At 36.3% G+C, this 20,532-nt stretch carries 19 protein-coding genes; 9 read left to right on the top strand and 10 right to left on the bottom strand.

What is annotated here, in order from left to right:
* Positions 1-152: 152 nt before the first annotated feature.
* On the bottom strand, positions 153-506 hold the full coding sequence (locus J2Z23_RS13035; protein ID WP_057981541.1) for a YhjD family protein: 354 nt from the start codon (positions 504-506) through the stop codon (positions 153-155).
* 129 nt (positions 507-635) lie between these two features.
* Here J2Z23_RS13035 and J2Z23_RS13030 point away from each other — a divergent pair, with 129 nt between their 5' ends.
* From J2Z23_RS13030 to addA, 4 genes are all read left to right on the top strand, one after another.
* Positions 636-2,627 (top strand): S9 family peptidase, encoded by a 1,992-nt coding sequence (locus tag J2Z23_RS13030; RefSeq protein WP_057981542.1) that lies wholly within the window; start codon positions 636-638, stop codon positions 2,625-2,627.
* A gap of 287 nt (positions 2,628-2,914) precedes the next feature.
* On the top strand, positions 2,915-3,523 hold the full coding sequence (locus tag J2Z23_RS13025; RefSeq protein WP_057981543.1) for a TVP38/TMEM64 family protein: 609 nt from the start codon (positions 2,915-2,917) through the stop codon (positions 3,521-3,523).
* A 384-nt stretch (positions 3,524-3,907) separates the two neighbouring features.
* On the top strand, positions 3,908-7,417 hold the full coding sequence (gene addB / locus J2Z23_RS13020) for a helicase-exonuclease AddAB subunit AddB (protein WP_057981544.1): 3,510 nt from the start codon (positions 3,908-3,910) through the stop codon (positions 7,415-7,417).
* Positions 7,389-11,126, top strand: coding sequence for a helicase-exonuclease AddAB subunit AddA (gene addA, locus J2Z23_RS13015; protein ID WP_064468696.1), 3,738 nt, complete (start codon positions 7,389-7,391; stop codon positions 11,124-11,126). Before addB ends, addA begins: the two co-directional genes overlap by 29 nt.
* A gap of 63 nt (positions 11,127-11,189) precedes the next feature.
* Here addA and J2Z23_RS13010 read toward each other — a convergent pair whose 3' ends face one another.
* Genes J2Z23_RS13010 through J2Z23_RS12985 form a run of 6 tightly spaced genes read right to left on the bottom strand, consistent with a single transcriptional unit; the run spans position 11,190 to position 13,083 of the window.
* Entirely contained in the window at positions 11,190-11,408 is a 219-nt protein-coding gene (locus tag J2Z23_RS13010) for a spore germination protein (RefSeq protein ID WP_057981546.1), read from the bottom strand.
* Between the two features lie 3 nt (positions 11,409-11,411).
* Complete coding sequence (locus tag J2Z23_RS13005) at positions 11,412-11,804, bottom strand: spore germination protein GerPE (RefSeq protein ID WP_064468695.1); 393 nt, start codon at positions 11,802-11,804, stop codon at positions 11,412-11,414.
* Positions 11,791-11,985, bottom strand: a complete 195-nt coding sequence (locus J2Z23_RS13000; protein ID WP_057981548.1) for a hypothetical protein — start codon at positions 11,983-11,985, stop codon at positions 11,791-11,793. Before J2Z23_RS13000 ends, J2Z23_RS13005 begins: the two co-directional genes overlap by 14 nt.
* Before the next feature lie 19 nt (positions 11,986-12,004).
* Complete coding sequence (gene gerPC / locus J2Z23_RS12995) at positions 12,005-12,592, bottom strand: spore germination protein GerPC (protein WP_057981549.1); 588 nt, start codon at positions 12,590-12,592, stop codon at positions 12,005-12,007.
* A gap of 26 nt (positions 12,593-12,618) precedes the next feature.
* On the bottom strand, positions 12,619-12,837 hold the full coding sequence (locus tag J2Z23_RS12990) for a spore germination protein GerPB (RefSeq protein WP_057981550.1): 219 nt from the start codon (positions 12,835-12,837) through the stop codon (positions 12,619-12,621).
* Positions 12,838-12,861: 24 nt separating this feature from the next.
* Positions 12,862-13,083, bottom strand: a complete 222-nt coding sequence (locus J2Z23_RS12985; RefSeq protein WP_064468693.1) for a spore germination protein — start codon at positions 13,081-13,083, stop codon at positions 12,862-12,864.
* Between the two features lie 138 nt (positions 13,084-13,221).
* Between J2Z23_RS12985 and J2Z23_RS12980 the strand changes: the two genes are divergently transcribed.
* From J2Z23_RS12980 to J2Z23_RS12970, 3 genes are all read left to right on the top strand, one after another.
* Positions 13,222-14,466 carry a DUF418 domain-containing protein gene (locus J2Z23_RS12980; protein WP_338018428.1) on the top strand — a complete coding sequence of 415 codons (1,245 nt, stop codon included), beginning with the start codon at positions 13,222-13,224 and terminating at the stop codon, positions 14,464-14,466.
* A 140-nt stretch (positions 14,467-14,606) separates the two neighbouring features.
* Positions 14,607-14,981: a YisL family protein gene (locus J2Z23_RS12975; RefSeq protein ID WP_057981553.1), complete on the top strand. Its 375-nt coding sequence runs from the start codon at positions 14,607-14,609 to the stop codon at positions 14,979-14,981.
* A gap of 369 nt (positions 14,982-15,350) precedes the next feature.
* On the top strand, positions 15,351-16,751 hold the full coding sequence (locus J2Z23_RS12970; protein ID WP_057981554.1) for an alpha-amylase family glycosyl hydrolase: 1,401 nt from the start codon (positions 15,351-15,353) through the stop codon (positions 16,749-16,751).
* Positions 16,752-17,160: 409 nt separating this feature from the next.
* Here J2Z23_RS12970 and J2Z23_RS12965 read toward each other — a convergent pair whose 3' ends face one another.
* The 3 genes from J2Z23_RS12965 to J2Z23_RS12955 all read right to left on the bottom strand — a co-directional run bounded on the left by J2Z23_RS12965 (position 17,161) and on the right by J2Z23_RS12955 (position 18,912).
* Positions 17,161-17,652: a YajQ family cyclic di-GMP-binding protein gene (locus tag J2Z23_RS12965; protein ID WP_057981555.1), complete on the bottom strand. Its 492-nt coding sequence runs from the start codon at positions 17,650-17,652 to the stop codon at positions 17,161-17,163.
* 207 nt (positions 17,653-17,859) lie between these two features.
* Complete coding sequence (locus J2Z23_RS12960) at positions 17,860-17,994, bottom strand: DUF3941 domain-containing protein (protein WP_082881443.1); 135 nt, start codon at positions 17,992-17,994, stop codon at positions 17,860-17,862.
* A gap of 57 nt (positions 17,995-18,051) precedes the next feature.
* A complete protein-coding gene (locus J2Z23_RS12955) occupies positions 18,052-18,912 on the bottom strand; it encodes a DegV family protein (RefSeq protein ID WP_057981556.1) in 861 nt (286 codons plus the stop codon).
* A 187-nt stretch (positions 18,913-19,099) separates the two neighbouring features.
* On the opposite strand from J2Z23_RS12955, the gene J2Z23_RS12950 reads away from it, so the two are divergent.
* Entirely contained in the window at positions 19,100-19,897 is a 798-nt protein-coding gene (locus J2Z23_RS12950) for an alpha/beta fold hydrolase (RefSeq protein ID WP_057981557.1), read from the top strand.
* Positions 19,898-19,999: 102 nt separating this feature from the next.
* Positions 20,000-20,308 (top strand): metal-sulfur cluster assembly factor, encoded by a 309-nt coding sequence (locus tag J2Z23_RS12945; RefSeq protein WP_057982966.1) that lies wholly within the window; start codon positions 20,000-20,002, stop codon positions 20,306-20,308.
* The last annotated feature ends 224 nt before the right edge of the window (positions 20,309-20,532 follow it).

Genomic DNA, 20,532 nt, shown 5'->3' with positions numbered 1-20,532 from the left:
TCGCAGGAGCATGCACTTTATTGAATACTTCTAATAATGATCAGTTTGTTATGTTGTCCAAATCATAGACTTGTTGGCTAAAGGTTTTTATTTCATAATCTTCACATAAAAAGTCTTTAAATGTCTGCTGAAATTGAATCAAAACCTCAATCCTATTTTTTCTTTAAATATGCCTCTAATAACTCTTCGGTTTTATGCCGCAATTTTGGATTAAAGTAGTTATGTAATTCCTCGTACCCCTTGTAAAAAAAGCAATACATTGTAAAGGCATCATCCGATTTTAAACGCTGAACTTTAATTTTATGTTGTTGCATATAATATTTTACTTTAGATAAATCTCTTTGAATCGTTGCGATTGTTTCTTCAATAAGGTTTATATAGGGGTTTCCTAGTTTGAATGGTGTTCTTTCAACTAATTGTAGATCACGCTGTAGAATCGTAAGTAAAATGGGCAAATAAATAGCTTGCTCAATGATCTCTAAATCGTTAATTGGAATTCTCGTCATAAAATTCATTCTCCTTAAAACGAACATTTGTTCTGTTTTTTATTTTACACAGCGATGTATCATTTGACAAGTAGCAAATTATGACAAAAGATAGGGGAGAGGGACTTATTATGAGGAGGAGTGAATTATATGGCAGGAAAACAGGGAATCAAACCAAATGATTTATATGAACTAAAAACAGTTTCAGATCCCCAACTATCGCCAAATGGGGAAGAGATGATCTATATTGAGACCTATATAGAGAAGGAAACAGATGATTATATTTCCAATCTTTTTTACATGAATTTAGACGAAAAGAAACCGATACAATGGACTTTTGGTAAAGAGAAAACTTCATCACCAGTTTGGTCCCCCGATGGAAACCAAATCGCTTTTGTTTCCACCAGAAATGGTCAATCACAGATCTACATAATGTCTAAAAATGGCGGTGAGGCAAGACAAATTACTTTTTCTAAAAATGGGGCATCAACTCCGGTTTGGTCTCCATGTGGTAAAAAAATAGCTTTTTCAACAAAAATTAGACAAAATGAAACGGTTGAGGAGTGTCCCGAAAAAGAAAAAGCAAAAGATACGAAACCACTTATCGTTGATAAAATGAAATATAAATCGGACTCAGGTGGATTCCTTGATCTGGAATTAGTTACTCAGATTGCTGTTTTCGATTTGGAACAAAATAAATTGGAACAATTAACAAACGAAAAATACGATTGTCATTTAGAAACGTGGTCACCGGATGGAAAATACATATCCTATACAGCTAATACAACGGAAGACACTGATTTTTCATTTGTAAATGATATCTTTCTACTAGAACCGGTAACGAAACAAACGAAAAATATAACAGAGGGAATCGGAGGCTTTTCTCATACTTCATGGTCGCCTAATAGCCACTATTTAGCTTATATAGGAAGCGAACGGGAATATGAAAATGCAACCCAAGCAAAATTATGGATGTATGATGTAGAGAAAGGAATAAAAACCTGTCTTACTGAAGCTCTTGACGCACCAATTGGCGATTTTATTGTGGGTGATTTCCTACAAGGTGTAGTATCGCCGCGAGTGCAATGGTTGAATGATAGTCAAAGTTTTTATTTCCAAGTAACGGATCATGGGAACACGATGATCTATTTTGGTAATGTTTTTGGAGAAATATATCCGGCACTCAATAATAATGAACATGTATATGGCTTTTCCCTTAATCCTAAGAACGAGTCTGCGCTTGCTTGTATTAGTGGACCAGTTGAGCCAAGTGATCTATATTATGTTCATTTGCAGACTGGCAAGAAAGAGAGACTAACAACAATAAATACAGAGTTTTTAGCTAATAGAGTATTATCTTGTCCTGAGAAGATTGATTTTAAAGGAGAAGATGGTTGGACAGTCCATGGTTGGATCATGAAACCTGTCGATTATCAAGAAGGAGAAAAATATCCGACAATTCTCGAAATACACGGTGGCCCTCATGCAATGTATGGAAATACCTATTTTCATGAATTTCAAACTCTGACGGCTGAAGGCTATGCTGTGATATATGTCAATCCTCGAGGAAGTCATGGATATGGTCAAGAATTTGTCAACGCTGTTCGGGGCGATTATGGTGGAGGAGATTATAAGGATTTAATGGCAGCTATGGATTTTGCGCTTCGTTCCTATCCGTATATTGACCAAGAGAGACTTGGAGTAACAGGAGGTAGTTATGGTGGATTCATGACCAATTGGATTGTTGGGCATACAGATCGTTTTAAAGCAGCCGTTACGCAGAGATCGATTTGTAATTGGATTAGTTTCTATGGTGTTAGTGACATAGGCTACTACTTTACTGAGTGGCAAATCTTAGCTGATTTAAAGAACATAGAAAAACTATGGGACCATTCTCCACTCAAATATGTGAACCGGATAAAAACCCCACTATTAATATTACATAGTGAACAGGATTATCGCTGTCCAATTGAGCAAGGAGAGCAGTTATTCATAGCATTAAAGAGGAATGGCAAGGAGACAAGATTTATTCGTTTTCCTGACTCTAATCATGAATTATCTCGCAGTGGAAAACCAGACTTCCGAATCAAACGATTGGAATATATTCGCGATTGGTTTGGGGAATATTTATCTAGTAACTGATAGTGTGGCTTAATTCAAAGTTAATGAATTTGACAATAGCAAATGGGGAATTAAAGGTTCAAGGGAACTTAACTTGTGGAAAGGTCAGGAGGATGTATGATCCTCGGTGTTCCTATTAGAGATTATAATGGATTAGTTAATTTTCGAGTGGAGAATTCTTAATAAACATATAAAGAAAAGTTTAGCCGATTTTGTGAAAGGTATACTAAAAATAGATAAAGGAAAATCTGTTTATGATATAATTTTTAGTAGAATATCTTGCATAATGGATCGAGGAATAACAAATTATGGACTTTCATTCGTTTAAAGACTGGTTTACATTGGAAAATATTACGGATTTGATTGACCAATATCGCTCATTTGGACCATTACCGGGAATTTTATTGCCATTGCTTGAAGCTTTTCTTCCCTTTTTGCCTTTGTTTCTTTTTGTATTAGCCAACGCAAACGCTTTTGGGCTTGGATTGGGATTTCTGTACTCTTGGATAGGGGCTTCGGTAGGTGCACTGCTCGTTTTTCTGCTTGTTCGTAGGTATGGAGATACGCGCATATTTCACTTTTTGTTAAAACGAAAAAAAATCCAAAGTTTAACAAACTGGTTGGAAAAAAAGGGATTTGGCCCCTTGTTTCTCTTACTATGTTTTCCGTTTACTCCCTCAGCTGTGGTGAATATTGTAGCTGGGATATCGAAAATTAGTATTTATCAATATATGATCGCTGTTATCGGTGGAAAAGCAGTTATGATTTTCACATTAAGTTTTATTGGATATGATATAATTTCATTAATTAAGCAACCTGTACGGACGGCCATTGTGCTTGTGATTATTACAATCCTTTGGTTCATCGGAAAGCAAATTGAAAGTAAAATTGAAGATAAAGTACAAGAGCGAGGATAAAAACGAAAAAAGTGATATACATATTTGGGGTATTCAGATTATTGTGTAGAAATCTAGAGAAGGATCGATAAAAGGATGAAAAAGAATGACTTATGTGGGTACTGAAAACCTATATAATTAGCGGAACTTTATTATTTATAGTCAATACTCCATTGAAAAAAACCTAAATTAAAGGGAATTGCCTCAAAGCAGACAAAGCGGCAGGAGTCGTATTGCTTTAGGAGTCGTCATGTTGTAACAAATAAAGAGGGTTGTCTAGTACAAAGGAATCTCCTTACTAGACAACCTTTTTCAATAGGAATATACGTTCTTTATAGGTGGTTTATGATATAATAAAAGTATTAAAATGAATATACCCTCCATAGCTAAAGGAGTTGGGAATAGATGTCTTTTCGATTCGTGATTGGACGTTCAGGAACAGGTAAAACAACTATGTTTTTAGAGGAAATAAAGGAGAAATTGGTAAATGAACCAACTGGTCATCCAATTTTGTATATTGTTCCCGAACAAATGACTTTTTTGTCGGAATATGAACTCATCCATACATCGGGTATTCCTGGGATGATTCGAGCTCAAGTGTATAGTCTAACAAGGCTTGCCTGGCGGATTTTACAGGAAACAGGTGGAGCGGGACGGAACCGGATTACCAGTACCGGTATGAATATGTTGATTCGTAAAATTATTGAAGAACATAAAGAGGAACTAAAGCTATTTAAAAAAGCTTCTGATAAAACAGGTTTTATTCAACAAATTGAAACGGTATTAACTGAATTCCAACATTATTGTATTAAGCCCGAGGAATTGGCTGAAAAGAAGGCGGATTTAGCATTCGGAGCTTCAACACGAGTGCTTGCAGATAAATTACATGATTTGGAACTTTTATATAGTAAATTTATCCAAGGCTTGGAAGGAAAGCATGTAGGCACAAATGATTATCTAGATTTGCTAGCGGAATCCATAAAAGATTCAAGCTATCTAAAAGAAGCGGAAATCTATATAGACGGATTCCATAGTTTTACCCCTCAAGAATATCGGGTTATCGAGGAATTGATGAAGCATTGTAAAAGAGTTTCTATCGCTTTAGTACTTGATCGCCCATTTAAATATGGAACAATGCCAGATGATTTGTATTTGTTTAGAACGACTGGCGAAACTTATTCTCGATTGTTCGAGCTAACACGCTCTAATCATGTAGAAATAGAGGATGATGTCTTTTTATATCATACAAGCAGATTTGAAGAAGAAAGCCTAGAACATCTTCAGTCACAGTTTGAAAAAAGACCCTTTCAAACATACTCTAAACCTCCGGCGATTGAATTAAAAATCGCCTCTAATCGTCGAGCTGAGATAGAAGGAATGGCTAGGGAGATTCGTCGACTTGTAATGGAGGAAGGATATAGGTATAAAGATATCGCCATTCTGCTGAGAAATGAACATGAATATCAGGAAATGTTAGAAACTGTTTTCTACGATTATGATATTCCTTTTTTTCTAGACCAAAAACGAACGATGCTCAATCATCCCTTGATTGAATTTATTCGTAGTGCTCTTGAAGTGATTAGTAATCAATGGCGATATGAATCTGTTTTTCGAATGGTGAAAACAGATCTTTTATTCCCCTTAAATGAAAACCTCTCAACATTAAGAGAGAAAATGGATAGACTGGAAAATTATTGTCTTGCCAATGGAATAAAAGGAGAGCTATGGACAAATTCGCAGAAATGGATATATAAACGTTATGCCGGTCTAGAGATGGAAGGTTTACCGCAAACAGAAGGGGAAAGGGAGCTAGAGGAAGAATTAAATCTCTCGCGCCAGCTTGTAGTTGCCCCAATACAGACATTAGCGAAACGATTAAAAAAGGCAAAAAATGGACGGGAATTATGTGAAGCTGTATACCTCTTGTTGGAAGAGTTAGATATTCCTAGAAAGCTAGAAGAATGGAGTCTAGAAGCTGAGAAGTTAGGAAGATTAAATACCGCTAGAGAACATGATCAAGCTTGGGATATGGTGATGGGATTACTCGATGAATTCGTAGAAATTCTCGGTGATGAGTCTTTATCTATTACAAAATTTACGGCTATATTGGACGCAGGATTGGAAGCTGCGAAGTTCTCCTTAATCCCGCCTGCAATCGATCAGGTCTCGATTGCAAATTTGGAGTTATCTAGGCTTGCTAACATAAAAGTTGCTTTTATAGCAGGTTTGAATGATGGTGTCTTACCAACAGGCTTTGAAAATGATGGTGTTTTCTCAGAAGAGGATAGGACAAGTTTGCAAGAAACGGGTATAAAGCTAGCTCCAAGCGGAAAGGAGCTTGCTTTAGATGAAGATTTTGTCGCTTATCGTGCTCTTACAATTTCAAGCCAAAAACTATACATCTCCTATCCACTTGCAACTGAAGAGGGAAAAGCATTGCTACCTTCACCATATTTAAAGAGAATTCAAGGATTATTTCCGGAAATGAATACAAGCTATGCAGTGAATGAACCAGTAGAGCTTGATTTTGAGGAGCAATTAGCTTATGTTTCTCATCCGACCACTGCCATTTCCTATTTATCAAGGCAATTACAAATGAAGAAAAGAAATTATCCGATTGCTGATTTTTGGTGGGATGTGTTTAACTTTTTTATAGAGCATCCTGAGAGGAAAATAAAAGCACAACGCATATTATCTAGCTTATTTTCTAGTAATAAGGCAAAAGAATTAACAGATGAAACAAGCCAAGAGTTATATGGAAAGGAAATATTAGCGAGTGTGTCGAGGATGGAGTTGTTCCATGCATGTCCATTTTCGCATTTTAGTGCACATGGACTTCGATTACATGAAAGAGATGTTTTCCGATTGGAAGCCCCCCATATAGGGGATTTATTCCATGCGGCATTAAAATGGATTGCGAATGAAATGAAACAGCAGCAGATAGAGTGGCGGCATTTAAATCATTCGGAATCTATAAAACTAGCGAAAAAGGCCGTGAACCAATTAGCACCTAAGCTCTTGAACCAGATATTATTAAGCACAAATCGGTATTTTTATATAAAAAGAAAATTAGAGAAAATTATTGCCAGAGCTACATTTATTCTTGGTCAACATGCGAAATCAAGTGGATTTGATCCAATTGGGATAGAGTTAGCTTTCGGCCCATTCAAAGATTTACCTCCATTAACCTTTACCCTTAAAAATGGAACAAAAATGCAGCTTCAAGGGAGAATTGATCGGGTCGACAAAGCGGAGGATGAAAATGGTTTCTACTTAAGAGTGATCGACTATAAATCTAGTGCAAGAGCATTAGATTTAAATGAAGTTTTATATGGATTGTCTTTGCAAATGCTGACCTATTTGGATATTGTTATTACTCATGCAACACAATTAATCGGAACAGAAGCCACTCCAGCAGGTGTCCTTTATTTTCATGTTCATAACCCGATGGTGGAGAGTGAGCAAAATTTATCAGAAGATCAAGTTGAAAAGGAAATTTTAAAACAATTTAAAATGAAAGGTTTGCTTCTTGGACAGGCAGATGTAGTTCAGTTGATGGATACATCCTTAACATCTGGAACATCTGATCTAATCCCGGCTGGTTTGAAAAAAGATGGTCACTTAACTTCTCGATCAAGTGCTGCAAGCAGGGAAGATTTCGCTGCCTTGCAACAATACGTAAGACGGGTTTATAAAGAATCAGGTGATCGAATTATGAGAGGGCAAGTGGATATTTCCCCTTATAAGTTTAATGATCAAACACCATGTCAGTTTTGTGCATTTAAACCTGTCTGCCAGTTTGATCCATCACAAGAAGAAAATGATTTCCGTCTGATTCCTAAACGGTCAGTGAACAATGCGTTGGCAATGATAAAGGAGGCTGCTTATGAAAACGATCATTCCGATAAAGCCTAAATCTGTCACATGGACAGATGATCAATGGAAAGCCATTATGGCAAAAGGACAGGATATTTTAGTTGCAGCTGCAGCTGGCTCAGGAAAAACAGCAGTTCTTGTTGAACGGATCATTGAGAAAATTGTTTCGAAAGATGATCCGATTAATGTAGATCAGCTTTTGGTTGTTACATTTACCAATGCTGCAGCTGCTGAAATGAGACATAGGATTGGAGAAGCTTTAGAGAAAGCAATTGAGCTAGATCCAGCGTCGACCCATTTACGCAGGCAATTAGGGCTGTTAAATAGTGCGTCTTTTTCCACTTTGCATTCTTTTTGCTTAAACATAGTAAGAAGTCATTACTATTTAGTTGATATTGACCCAGGATTTCGCATTGCAGATCAGACGGAGGCTGACCTCCTGCGTGATGAAGTGTTAGATGAGGTATTTGAATATGAATATGGTTTAGAAGAAAATGAATCTTTTTTTCGCCTTGTCGATACATTTACAAATGATCGTAGTGATCATGCTTTACAAGAATTAGTCTTTAAACTATATGATTTCTCACGTTCACATCCTATGCCTAATCAATGGCTAGATCAAATTGTGGATATGTATGATATTACGGATGATCAATCGATTGATGAATTGCCGTTTATTAGCGCATTAAAATTTGATGTCCAGCTTCAGTTAGCAGCTGCTAAAGAAATGCTTCAATCCGCGGTAGAGATAGCCCAACTCCCTGGTGGTCCTTCCCCACGAGAGGATAACTATCTTGATGATCTTTTGATTGTAAAAGGAATGGAAGAGGCCTATTTGCAAGGATGGGAAAATCTTTATGAGGTTATGAATCAATGGAAATTTTCAAGGGCCAAGCCTTGTAAAGGGGAGGAGTTTGATCCTGAATTAATAGAGGAAGCGGATCAATATCGGAAACAAGCTAAAAATATGTTAGAAAAATTGAAGAAAGAGCTTTTTTCAAGAAAACCAGCTTCCTTTATAAACGATATGAAAGAAATGCAAGGAGTTCTAAAAAGTTTAATTGAATTAGTAAAGATATTTGCGAAGCAGTATTCTTTAAAAAAGACAGAGAAAGGGCTTGTCGATTTTGCTGATTTAGAGCATCTTTGTTTAGAAATTTTATTAAATAAAGAAAGCCAGGTACCGGCACCTTCAGAGATCGCCCTCATCTATCGTAATCAATTTAAAGAGGTTATGGTTGATGAATATCAGGATGTCAATTTAGTTCAAGAAACAATTCTTCGACTTGTGACAGCCGCAGAAGAGAATGAAGGGAATTTATTTATGGTTGGGGATGTAAAGCAATCGATCTATCGTTTTCGCTTAGCTGAACCTAATCTTTTTCTAGACAAATATTTGCGCTTTACTCCTGAAGGTAAAGATTCTGGTCTACGGATTGATTTATCTAAGAATTTCCGTAGCAGGAGAGAGGTTCTTGATGGGGTTAATTTTATATTTAAACAAATCATGGGCTCAACAGTTGGAGAAATTGAATATAGCCAAGATGCTGAATTAGTGAAGGGATCTGCTTATACAGAATCAGAAGCTGATCCTTTTCCGGTGGAAATCGCTCTTGTGAATCGGTCTGATGAAGGAGAAGATCCAGCAACAGACGATGAAGACTTTAATCTAGTAGAACTTGAGCAATCCCAATTAGAAGCTCGACTTATCGCGCAGAAAATTAGGAAGATGGTAGATGAGCGAAAACCAGTCTACAATTTAAAATCTAAAGATGAAAAACCAATTAAATATAAAGATATTGTCATTCTTGTACGTTCACTCGGTTGGGCTCCAGATATTATAGATGAATGCAAAAACTTGGGGATTCCAGTTTATGCAGATTTATCAACGGGTTATTTTGAAGCAATCGAAGTGTCTATTATGTTGTCTTTACTAAAAGTGATAGACAATCCGGATCAAGATATTCCGCTGGCGGCTGTTCTCCGCTCACCGATCATCGGATTAAACGAAGAAGAACTTGCTCATATTCGTATCCAATCGAGGAATAAAAGTTATTATCAAGCTATGAAGCAATTTATCACATCTTTACCTGATCGTAAATATGCACAAGCTCATCAACGTGTATCCGAGTTTTTTACTCAGTTACAAGAATGGAGAAGTTTAGCTAGAGAAGGATCCTTATCACAATTAATTTGGCAATTATATCGAGATACTGACTTTTATGAATTTGTCGGTGGATTACCTGGTGGAAAACAACGGCAAGCAAACCTTCGTGTCCTATATGACCGAGCCAGTCAGTATGAATTAACTTCTTTTCGTGGCTTGTTTCGCTTTTTAAGGTTTATTGAAAGAATGCAAGAGCGAGGAAATGATTTAGGTGTAGCCCGTACGTTAGGGGAAGAAGAAGACGTTGTTCGTATTATGACGATTCACGCTAGTAAGGGACTAGAATTCCCAGTCGTCTTTATCGGAGGAATCGGAAAAAAGTTTAACATGAGAGATATTCAAAGTAGTTTCTTATTTGATAAAGAATTTGGATTCGCAAGTAAATATGTAAATCCTGAAAAGCGGATTTCTTATCCTTCACTTCCTCAAATTGCTTTAAGAAAAAAGAAAAAAATGGAGCTATTAGCGGAAGAAATGAGAATATTATACGTTGCCATGACAAGAGCAAAGGAAAAACTATTTTTAATTGGCAGTGTAAAAAACTTTGAAAAAGAAGTGAAGAAATGGTCGAATGTAGGAAAGGTGACTGAATGGTTACTTCCGGACCATGAACGTGCTGCAGCTACTTCTTATCTAGATTGGGTAGGTAGAGCGCTTGTGCGACATGAGCAAATGATTGATGGTTTTCATGGAGAGAAATCTCCGCAGCACCTTCAACATCCTTCACAGTGGGAGATAGATATCATTTCTCCTAAAACTTTAGCGAATGTAGGCCAAGATGAGGAGCCACGCGATGAAGAATGGTTAACAAAGGTACAGGTGGGAGAGCCTCTGTCAATTAATTCTTCTGAAAAAGAAATGATTTATAAAAGATTGCAGTGGCAGTATCCATATATGGTTGCGACACAAAAAATGTCGAAGCAGTCGGTAACAGAGCTAAAAAGACTCTTTGAAATGAAGGATGAGACAAGCGGCACTCAATTGGTAACCCGAGAACAAAAGTTGCTTTACGATCGACCGAAATTTATGAAGGAAAAAAATCAATTAACACCAACCGAAATTGGAACAGCCATGCATACAGTAATGCAACATATTAATCTATCGAATCCTCCAACATTACAATCAATCGAATTGCTACTAGATGAACTTGTAGGGAAGGAAATTTTAACGTTGGAGCAAAAAGATGCGATTCCAAGTGAGCAAATTTTACACTTCTTTGAACATGAGATTGGAAAGAAATTGCTAACAGCCAATAAGGTGGATCGAGAAGTACCTTTTACACTGGGGATTCCCGCTCATACTGTATATTCTGATTGGAATAATCAAGAGGAAAAAATTTTGGTGCAAGGAATTATTGACTGTGTATGGAAAGATGAAAATGGAATATTTTTATTGGATTATAAAACAGATACGATTCAAGGGAAGTTTCCGGGAGGATTCTCACAAGCCAAACCAATTCTTGCAAAACGTTACCAAGTGCAGCTAGATTTGTATGAACAAGCCTTAGAAAATATATGGGGAGTTCCTATAAAAGGGAAATATTTATATTTCTTCGATGGCGGACATTTGCTAACACTATAATAACCTATTAATCATACTGGTTTAAAGTCTAGAATTAAAGACTAGGTGGATCACACCTAGTCTTTAATTATTTCCAAATGTTGGTTGATCAATTAAGTTAGTATCAAGTGTTCCATTTGTACTAATTCCATTTAAAACAGCGATAAAAGCTCCTGAACTATTTGAGCCTGATCCAGTGGTTGTTTTGCTAGCTGCTTTAGGGGAAATGACAGCTGTATCCCCAAAATGTACTGTTCCACCTTCAACATTAAAAATTTGTACCGGTCCGATTAAAGCGGGCATTTTTTATTCTCCTTCCTCTTTATTCATGACTTCAGCAGGTAGATGTCTTATATGATGGATTTTTGAATCCATATATACATTATGGGTGTTTCCAACTTGAATAATTGCGGAGGCGGATAACCCTTTAATCCGAATATTACCAACCCGAATATTAGGCAAGGCATGGTATTTCTCGATTTTGGGAAGCGGTGGCAAAGGAGGCATTATAGTAGGCTCTGAAAAAATAGAATAAGTACCAAAATTCCCTTCATTGCCAAAAAAGATTTCCTCCCTACGTTGGTCTGCCAATGCCCGACTATATCCTCTCGTTCGAACGGTATCTCCGATTTCGAGTATGGAACTAAAAATAATATTGGTAATGTGGATGGTTTGAACCATTGAATTACGTTTCCACATTTTCATTCTCCAATGGCAGTGGGACAAATGGGCCGATGATTAAAGACTCAGGTGGAGTGTCAAACTTAGAACTTAATTGAATGATATCTGCGTCTCCCACTAGTAATAGTGAAGAAGTTGTTACCCCTTTTATATTAATATCCCCTACACAAAGTTCGCGATTGACAACATTTAAATTCATGGTAAGCCTCCTTATTCTATTAATTCTGATTGTGATTTGGAGCTTCTGGTAATTGAGAAATAAAAGCATAAATACCCTGACGAATGTCTTCGATCACCTGCTGATAGATACTTTCTGAGTGCTGTTCTTCTGTTTGCTCTCGATTGGATTGACGTAAAGATTGCTGAATATAATGATCGATTCTTGCTGGTAATTGTTTTTGGATATCTTCTTTAATAAGATTTCTATACTGATTATTTAGTTTCTTATTCACCCTTTTTTCAGTTTCTGTTACAAAAGAATCCATTTCCTCATCCAGGTATTGAGTCACTCTTTCGAGAAGCTGGCTCTTTAATTGTTGAGGACCATTATAAGCTTGTGAAGGCAAGCTCATTTCTTCTATTCCTTCTAGATCAGAGGGATTTAGCCCGATATTTAGCGTTCCTTCTAATGTTTCAACCTTTAATTGATCAAATTTATATTCTAATTTTTCTACAACGATAGTAGGTTTTTCCTTCAGTTGTTGAAATTCGTTGTTTAGTTTTTTAAAAGTTGTGAGCAGCTGATTCAATTCTTTTTGCTGATGTTGGACTTGTTCGTAAAGCTGTTGGAAATAATAAGATTCCATATTGCACCACCTTAATAGATTATCCATTAACTTAAGGGAACAAGACTTGGTTCAGTACCTGTCTCTCCGATTGTTTCTTCGAATTGTGGAATAGCTGGGGCAGCTGTTTTAAAACCTCCTGTATTGTATAAATGTGAGGAAGGGGTAATTACACCAGCGGTGCCAATTTGTAATACGGATGAATTGGTTAGAGCACCAATCTTAATAGATTGTATGTGAATCGACTGTTGAATATGGATTGTCATAAATTTCTCTCCCTAATAAAAAACTTATAGTGTAAACATGATGCCTTGATCCATTGCGTCATTATCATACGTGTTTGTGTTGGAATAATGATTTGTTACTGCAATTTTCTCTCCTGTATTAAAGGACCCAGCACCTGAAAACACTTTAGATGAAGAAACAGGGTGTAGTTGAAAAACGTCCCCAACATTAAAAATTCCAGAGCTGCCAATACTAATGATTTGAACGGCTCCGACAAAACCGGGCATAACCGTTCACTCCTTTGCTATATTTGTCATGATGTCTAAAATATAAGGGGATCGGTTCGAGAGTTTGTAACAATTTATGTTATGAAAAGGCTAAGAGAATTGTGCTTTTATGGGTGAAGAGGTTAGAATAAATACGATGTGAGAAAAAGGAGATGGGGAGAGTATTTAATTATGGAGCGTACTTTAAGTCCAACTGTATCGAGAGATCGATTGCAAAGCCTCGATAGTCTGAGAGGTTTTTCCCTACTGGGAATTTTTATTGTTAATATGTTAAGCTTCCATTCGCCGTTTAGTTATTATAACCCGTATGAATGGTGGCAATATGATGATCTAACTTCTTATATGTGGATTGATGTTTTAGTGCAAGCGAGCTTCTACCCGATTTTCGCGATGATGTTTGGTTATGGAATGGTATTAATGCAGAATCGCTTTCATTTAAGAGGCACTTCATTTTGGAAGATTAGTGTGCGGAGATTACTTGTTCTATTAATATTTGGAATTGTTCATGCCTTCCTAATTTGGCATGGGGATATTTTAATAACATATGCTCTAATGGGTCTATTGTTGATACCTATGCTTAGATTATCTGGTCCATTATTAATCTCTATTGGTATTGCTGTGTATATATTGCCACAATTATTTATGAGTTTTATATTGATCATGGTTTCTTTCATCGATACATCAACACTGGGCGAGTTTACAGATATTATGAATCTAGAACTTTCAGCGCAAATTTATGCGGATGGCACGTTTTGGGAAATTACCCAAAGGCGAGTTTTAGATTGGTATATGGCGAACGGCCCAGCCAACTTTATTATGATTCTCTTTATGATCCTGCCATTTATGATGATTGGTGCAGGAGCTGCTAAATTGAAATGGCTGGAAAAGGCAAAACGTCATAAAATTTTATGGACAGTAATATTTTTTGTGTTTTTATTGCTTGGTTTGGTTGGGAAAATTCTACCCCTAGCATTTGGGCGTACGATCGGTAATCAATTTATCCAGGATATGATTGGTGGTCCATTACTAAGTATTGCATATATTGCTCTTATCGTTCTTTTGATGTCCAATCAGTTTATCGCTAAATTATTAAAACCTCTTGCGAGTGCGGGCAGAATGTCGATCACAATTTATTTAAGTCAATCAATTATTGGGACATTAATATTTTATTCATATGGATTAGGCTTATATGGGAAGATGTCAGTTGCTACAGGCACATGGCTGGCAGCTGGGATTTTTGTTTTACAAATTATTTTTGCAGAAATTTGGTTATCCAAATTTAAGCAAGGCCCTATAGAAAAGCTTTGGCGCTTTTTTACATATGGGCGGAATAAGAAAAATATACCCAAAGGCGAAACTGCTACGGACAACGGAACAAGCTAGAAATGTTATAAGAAAATCGAATGTAAAGGTAAAATGTACAATATTGTGAAATAGATGGTTATTTCTGTGGTTTTTAGCCTATATATGATAATATGAAACCACCGTTAGTCTAATTGGACTTTTTAATAGGAGGGAAATGGATGTTTGATCGCACTGATGCCCATGTTACAACTTGGGTGATTGCAATTATTTTATTCATCGTCGCGGTTGTTCTCCACAAAAGTGGAAAAGAGAAGGCGATGACCATCGTACAAATGATTTTGCGCGTTTTTTATTTATTGATTATCGCAACTGGAGTGTTACTCTTCTCAAAATGGAGTAATTTTGATCCAGCTCTTTACGGGGTGAAATTCCTCTTTGGGGTAGTTGTGATCGCGATGATGGAAATGGTCTTAATTCGGACAAAGCTTGGTAAAAAAACAGGGGTGTTCTGGACGATTCTTGTGATCGCATTTTTGGTCACCTTTTACCTTGGTGCAAGGCTTCCACTTGGTTGGAACTGGTTTGCATCTTAAAACCGCATGATTGCGGTTTTTTTTCAGCAAAGAAAGTATAAAATTTGGCAAGTGTAGCTCTAGATTCAGCGCTCAGCAGTTAGAAATATTGGCTTTCAATTATGTGTAAGCTCCATACCAACCACCATACGGATTGATCATACTGCCTAGTTATAGGTTACAAAGTCCGAGATCAAGTAATCAAAAAATGGAGGGAAAACCACCGCCAAGCTCTTAGCAATTTGCCTGCTGTATCGAGTGGTGGTGACAACACACCCGTAACTTGTGCGCAAAATTATATAGAGGCCAACAGATTATTTGTTAGAACGTCACACTTAGTTATTCACTACAAAATAGGTGTTTGCGCTTTTCTTGTGGAGGTTATTGATTTTGTTAAAAAAGATAATGATTACAATACTATTCAGTCAATTATTTCTATCCGTTACAATTACGGCCAGTGCGGAAGAGATAAATGAACAAAATTGGCAAAATGAGTTAATCTATTCTCTTATGGTAGATCGCTTCTCAGATGGGGATGTGGACAATGATTATGAAGTAAATGTCCAAGAACCATTACATTATCAAGGTGGAGATTTCCAAGGGATTATCGATCAGCTTGATTACATACAAGAGATGAATTTCACAGTTGTTCAGCTTTCTTCCGTTTTTGCGAACGAAGAAGGGGGATTTCATGGGGAATGGATAAAGGATTATACAAAACCTGAGCCTCATTTTGGTACGATGGAGGAATTTAAACAACTTGTAGAGGAAGTTCATGACCGAAAAATGAAAATTATCCTCGAAATCCCTGTAATGTCTCCCGAGGAATACCCGAATTTAGAGGAAAGTCTTTTATCGGCAGCATTCTATTGGATTGATACCGGGATAGATGGACTTCAGTTTAATCATATTGGAGAATTAACTCCAACCTATTGGGAACATTTTATTTCAGAAATTAAGAAAGCAAAAAAGGATGTATTTATTTCGGGATTTGAAGAGGAATTAGATCAATCCGATTTAGAAGCTTATGACCAACTTGGATTTGATGCCATGGTGAATGTTCCTGTAAATCAGTTGTTGAGGGCAGAACTATCCGAACGAAATCAATCAGTTCAGCCTTTATTTAATATATGGGAAGAAAATGAGGAGAAATTAGCGAACAGGATAAGTTTTTTCGATAATCAATATACTCCTAGGTATACTGGTGAAATGTCTGAAAAAGGAACTTATCCTATTACTGGATGGAAGCAGGCATTAACACTTTTATATACACAACCGGAAATTCCCATGATCTATTATGGAACCGAAACAGCTGTAGATGGAAAAGACTTGCCAGACAATATTCCTTTAATGAATTTTCGAGCTGATAAAGAATTAAGTGATTATATTTCAAAATTGGGACAAATACGTAAGGAGCAACCCGCATTAACAAAGGGAACAATCGAAGTTTTGTATGAGAAAGATGGAATGGTTGTCTATAAGCGACAATATAAGTCAGATACTCTTGTTATCGCGATCAATAATACTACAAAAGATCAATCCATTCACTTAACGAAAGATCAATTAGAAGACGAAAAAGAATTAAGAGGATTACTAAATACTGATCTTGTGAGAAGTACAGATGGAGAATATCATTTAGTAATTGATCGAGATCAAGCAGAGATCTATAAAATGATGGAGAAAAGCGGCTATAATATCCTTTTCATCTTCAGCATTTTTATCGTGTTTGCCCTTTTTGGCACATTCATGTATATAGCATGGAGGAGAGGGAAGAACAGACCAATCGAATAAAAAATAGAAGCTATCTTAGAGGTGATTTGACTTTTAAGATAGCTTTAATTTATTGGGTAATCGGAAAAATAGAGTATGAGTTATAGTTTTTGGTTACCGCAAATGGAGTATGCCCCTTCTGTGGGCGGGTCAAGTCTCACAAGCATCGCCTCCGAGGTGTTGCCGATCTCCTTATTTCCTATAGTCGTCTCGCGTGTTTTATTCGTTTTTCTACATGATAATCCGAATAGCTTATTTATGTATTTAGGATCTTGCTTCATTCTTCCACTTTAAGGAGTTTTACACATTTTGTTTCAACCGTTTATTGAAAAAATAAAAGCAAGTGAGAAGAATGAGTTTTTCTCACTTGCTTTGTTCTAAAATTACTTGACCACAAGTTTCATAATATCTTTATATGTATAATGGACTGTTATCGATAATTGACAAATTGAACATCTATTGGAAGGTCTGCCTCTTTGATCAGATGAATCACTTGCTGGAGATCATCTCGGTTTTTACCAGTTACACGAATTTGCTCATCTTGAGTTTGGCTTTTCACTTTAATACCGCTTTGTTTAATGAGTGTATTGATTTTTTTTGCGTTTTCTTTATCGATTCCTTGGACGATTTTCGCTTTTTGTCGCACCGTTCCACCAAAGGCATTTTCTAACTTACCATAGTCCAGATTTTTAATAGCAACATCTCTTTTGATTAGTTTACTAAGTAATACATCTTTTAGTTGTTTCATTTTGAATTCATCATCAGAAATGAGGACAAGTTCATCATTTTGTAAGCTAATTTCACTTTTACTTCCTTTAAAATCATACCTAGTTTGAATTTCTTTCATGGCAATATTTATCGCGTTTGTTACTTCCGATAAATCTACTTTTGAAACAATATCGAATGAATTTTCTTTTGCCATCTTTTTCCCTCCCGAAAATATACTTCCTTTAATTATAGTAGATTAAGCTTAAGGGAACAACTTTAACGCCGGGAGACACTTATAGCCGCTTTTAAGTGTCTTGAAAACGGCTTGTTTACACAGTCCACCTAATAACGAGTCAACTTTTATTTTAAATCCGAGAAAGCAAAGAAAGAGAATTCATAAAAAAAGAGGAGCAATGTGCTCCTACAAATGATCTGTTTTCTTTGAAAATTGATGTTTTCCTGCCTTGCGATTTTTCTCACGTATTTCATTTTTGGCCTCATGGGTAGCTTGGTTATCCCTTGCTTTTTTGTCATTATCAGAGGTGTTGTAACGCATTTATACCAGCTCCTTTCTTGTGGAGATGGTATTTATCTTTCCTTTTAAAGCGAATTATTATGCTCTTTCGCTATTTAGGAAAAAGATCGCAAGCGTACTTGGCCCAGCATGAGAAGCGATCACAGCACCGATAATATTTATATAGAATTTTTTTGTACCAAATCGTTCTTTAATCATGTTTTTCATTTCTTGTGCGAGTTCTTCATCATCTCCATGGCTAATACCGATAGTTTGATTTTCTAGATTGACACCACGCTCTTCCATCACATCTAAGATACGTTTCAGTAATTTCTTCTTGCCTCGAATTTTTTCGATCGGAACGAGTTTTCCATCCTCAACATGAAGAAGGGGTTTAATGTTTAATAGCCCACCTAAAAAGGCCGAAGCTTTAGATAACCGACCTCCGCGTGCAAGGAAATCTAAATCTTCAACAGTAAACAAATGTTCCATATGTTCACAATGAAATTCTACTTCAGCAATAATTTTAGCTAGTGTAGCTCCAGTTTTTAATTTTTCAACTGCAGCCTGAACACATAATCCATAACCAATAGACGCGCATTTTGTGTCAATAATCGTTAAGTCTAATTCTGGATATTCTTCTTTCACTTGGTCACGAATCATAACAGCTGTTTGATAAGTTCCCGATAATTCAGAAGAAAAAGCAATATACAAACCTTTATTCCCTTGTTTTGCTAAATTAGTAAATAATTCCTGAAATAATTGTGGGGAGGCTTGAGAAGTTTTCGGCATTTTTCCTGCTCGAATCTCTTCGTATATTTCATTTGGTGTTATAGTTTCCAAATCTAAATAATTTTTGTTATTTAAATGTACTTGGAGAGGGATTAATTGAATATCTTGCTCCTGAAAATACGATAATGGCAAATCAGACGCACTGTCTGCAAATATTTTTACCGTCATCCCGAATCACTCCTATAGATAAAATATAATAAAGACTGGTTAATTGCCTTAAGTTTACCGATTTTAAGTGAAAAGCACAATCACAAAGTTAGAAAAAGTCTTATAAACCTGCACACAATTTGGAACTTTTTCTTTATAGTGATAAGATGGATATGCTTGAAAGTCAATTTTGTAAAGGGGAACCAGCATGATTGAGATTCATAATGAAAAGCTAAAAAATATTCCATTTCTTCATGTTATAAAAAATGAATATCATGACCTTGCACGACCACTCGTGTTTTTTATTCATGGGTTTACGTCTGCAAAAGAACATAATCTCCATTTCGCCTATTTATTGGCTGAAAAGGGATTTCGGGTAATATTGCCAGATGTTCAATTTCATGGCGAAAGAAATAATGGACAAAACAGCAAAGAAATGATGTTTCAATTTTGGCGGATGGTTGTACAGACGATCTCTGAAATAGAAGAATTGAAAAATGAATTGGTTAATAAAGAATTAGCTGAACCTGAAAAAATTGGCCTTGTTGGTACCTCTATGGGTGGAATCATTACTTTTGGTGCTCTTACACAATATAAATGGATTAAAGCAGCTGTCTCCTTAATGGGAAGTCCCAATTATGAAATGCTAGCAAGAGGGCAAATCACACAACTAAAAAAATCAGGGATAAAGCTTCCTTTTTCAGACGAAGAGCTGGAACATGAATTTGCAGCTTTAAGGCCTTTTGATTTAAGTGCTAGTTCTGAAAAACTTGCACAACGGCCTTTATTGATCTGGCATGGAAAGCAGGATCCAATTGTACCATTTCAGCCAACTTATAACTTTTATGAAAAAGTTAAAGAAGCATATTCACAATCGCCTGCCAATCTCCATTTTATTGTAGATGAAAAAGCAGGCCATAAGGTCAGTCGAGAGGCTCTATTAGAAACAGTTAGTTGGTTTGAAGATCATTTATCTATTCAACACGATACTGCGATAAACGTATAGGATGTTTATTAGTCATTGATATTGAGGTCATTTTAGTTTGATTTTTCTACTATTTTGGTATGATAGAATAAAGAAGAGACTTCTAAAAGGAGGAAAAAAAGCATGGATGAAGCTTTGAAAGAAAATATATTTGGTGCGCTTGAACAAGTTATTGACCCAGAACTAGGAATCGATATTGTTAACCTAGGATTGGTTTATGATGTTGATATGGATGAGAATGGCTTAACAAAAGTGACAATGACTTTAACCTCGATGGGATGCCCACTAGCACCAGTAATTGTCGATCAGGTAAACGCGGCACTTGTGGATATACCTGAAGTTAAAGAAGTAGATGTGGACATCGTTTGGAATCCACCATGGTCTAAAGATAAAATGTCACGTTACGCAAAGATAGCATTAGGAATTTCCTAAACAATAATGATTAAAAAAGTTTGAACCGGGAATTTATAATAAATGACTAGTGAATAAAAAGTATTTATCTTAGTCCATGATAAGATGGCGGAAGCTCCTTTTGGAAGTCTTCCGCTGTTTTTCGTAGAAAAAGGGTAAGTAACACGGAATCGAGAGGTTGAACAGTACCGTATGAATTCCTCAGCCCGCCTGTTCCCACCTAAGAGGTTGTTTTTCTTATGAGC

Origin of the sequence: Lederbergia galactosidilytica (genome assembly GCF_017873565.1) — a bacterium.
In the GTDB taxonomy this organism is placed as follows: domain Bacteria; phylum Bacillota; class Bacilli; order Bacillales; family Bacillaceae_C; genus Lederbergia; species Lederbergia galactosidilytica.
This window is presented reverse-complemented; position numbering and strand designations above follow the sequence as displayed.

What these genes read in the sequence shown, in the direction of transcription:
- J2Z23_RS12975 (WP_057981553.1), top strand. Translation starts at nt 14,607, where the DNA reads ATGTTTGATCGCACTGATGCCCATGTTACAACTTGGGTGATTGCAATT.
- J2Z23_RS13035 (WP_057981541.1), bottom strand. Translation starts at nt 506, where the DNA reads ATGACGAGAATTCCAATTAACGATTTAGAGATCATTGAGCAAGCTATT.
- J2Z23_RS13030 (WP_057981542.1), top strand. Translation starts at nt 636, where the DNA reads ATGGCAGGAAAACAGGGAATCAAACCAAATGATTTATATGAACTAAAA.
- J2Z23_RS13005 (WP_064468695.1), bottom strand. Translation starts at nt 11,804, where the DNA reads ATGTGGAAACGTAATTCAATGGTTCAAACCATCCACATTACCAATATT.
- addB (WP_057981544.1), top strand. Translation starts at nt 3,908, where the DNA reads ATGTCTTTTCGATTCGTGATTGGACGTTCAGGAACAGGTAAAACAACT.
- addA (WP_064468696.1), top strand. Translation starts at nt 7,389, where the DNA reads ATGAAAACGATCATTCCGATAAAGCCTAAATCTGTCACATGGACAGAT.
- J2Z23_RS12950 (WP_057981557.1), top strand. Translation starts at nt 19,100, where the DNA reads ATGATTGAGATTCATAATGAAAAGCTAAAAAATATTCCATTTCTTCAT.
- J2Z23_RS12965 (WP_057981555.1), bottom strand. Translation starts at nt 17,652, where the DNA reads ATGGCAAAAGAAAATTCATTCGATATTGTTTCAAAAGTAGATTTATCG.
- J2Z23_RS12955 (WP_057981556.1), bottom strand. Translation starts at nt 18,912, where the DNA reads ATGACGGTAAAAATATTTGCAGACAGTGCGTCTGATTTGCCATTATCG.
- J2Z23_RS12960 (WP_082881443.1), bottom strand. Translation starts at nt 17,994, where the DNA reads ATGCGTTACAACACCTCTGATAATGACAAAAAAGCAAGGGATAACCAA.
- J2Z23_RS13010 (WP_057981546.1), bottom strand. Translation starts at nt 11,408, where the DNA reads ATGCCCGCTTTAATCGGACCGGTACAAATTTTTAATGTTGAAGGTGGA.
- gerPC (WP_057981549.1), bottom strand. Translation starts at nt 12,592, where the DNA reads ATGGAATCTTATTATTTCCAACAGCTTTACGAACAAGTCCAACATCAG.
- J2Z23_RS12945 (WP_057982966.1), top strand. Translation starts at nt 20,000, where the DNA reads ATGGATGAAGCTTTGAAAGAAAATATATTTGGTGCGCTTGAACAAGTT.
- J2Z23_RS12990 (WP_057981550.1), bottom strand. Translation starts at nt 12,837, where the DNA reads ATGACAATCCATATTCAACAGTCGATTCACATACAATCTATTAAGATT.
- J2Z23_RS12985 (WP_064468693.1), bottom strand. Translation starts at nt 13,083, where the DNA reads ATGCCCGGTTTTGTCGGAGCCGTTCAAATCATTAGTATTGGCAGCTCT.
- J2Z23_RS13025 (WP_057981543.1), top strand. Translation starts at nt 2,915, where the DNA reads ATGGACTTTCATTCGTTTAAAGACTGGTTTACATTGGAAAATATTACG.
- J2Z23_RS13000 (WP_057981548.1), bottom strand. Translation starts at nt 11,985, where the DNA reads ATGAATTTAAATGTTGTCAATCGCGAACTTTGTGTAGGGGATATTAAT.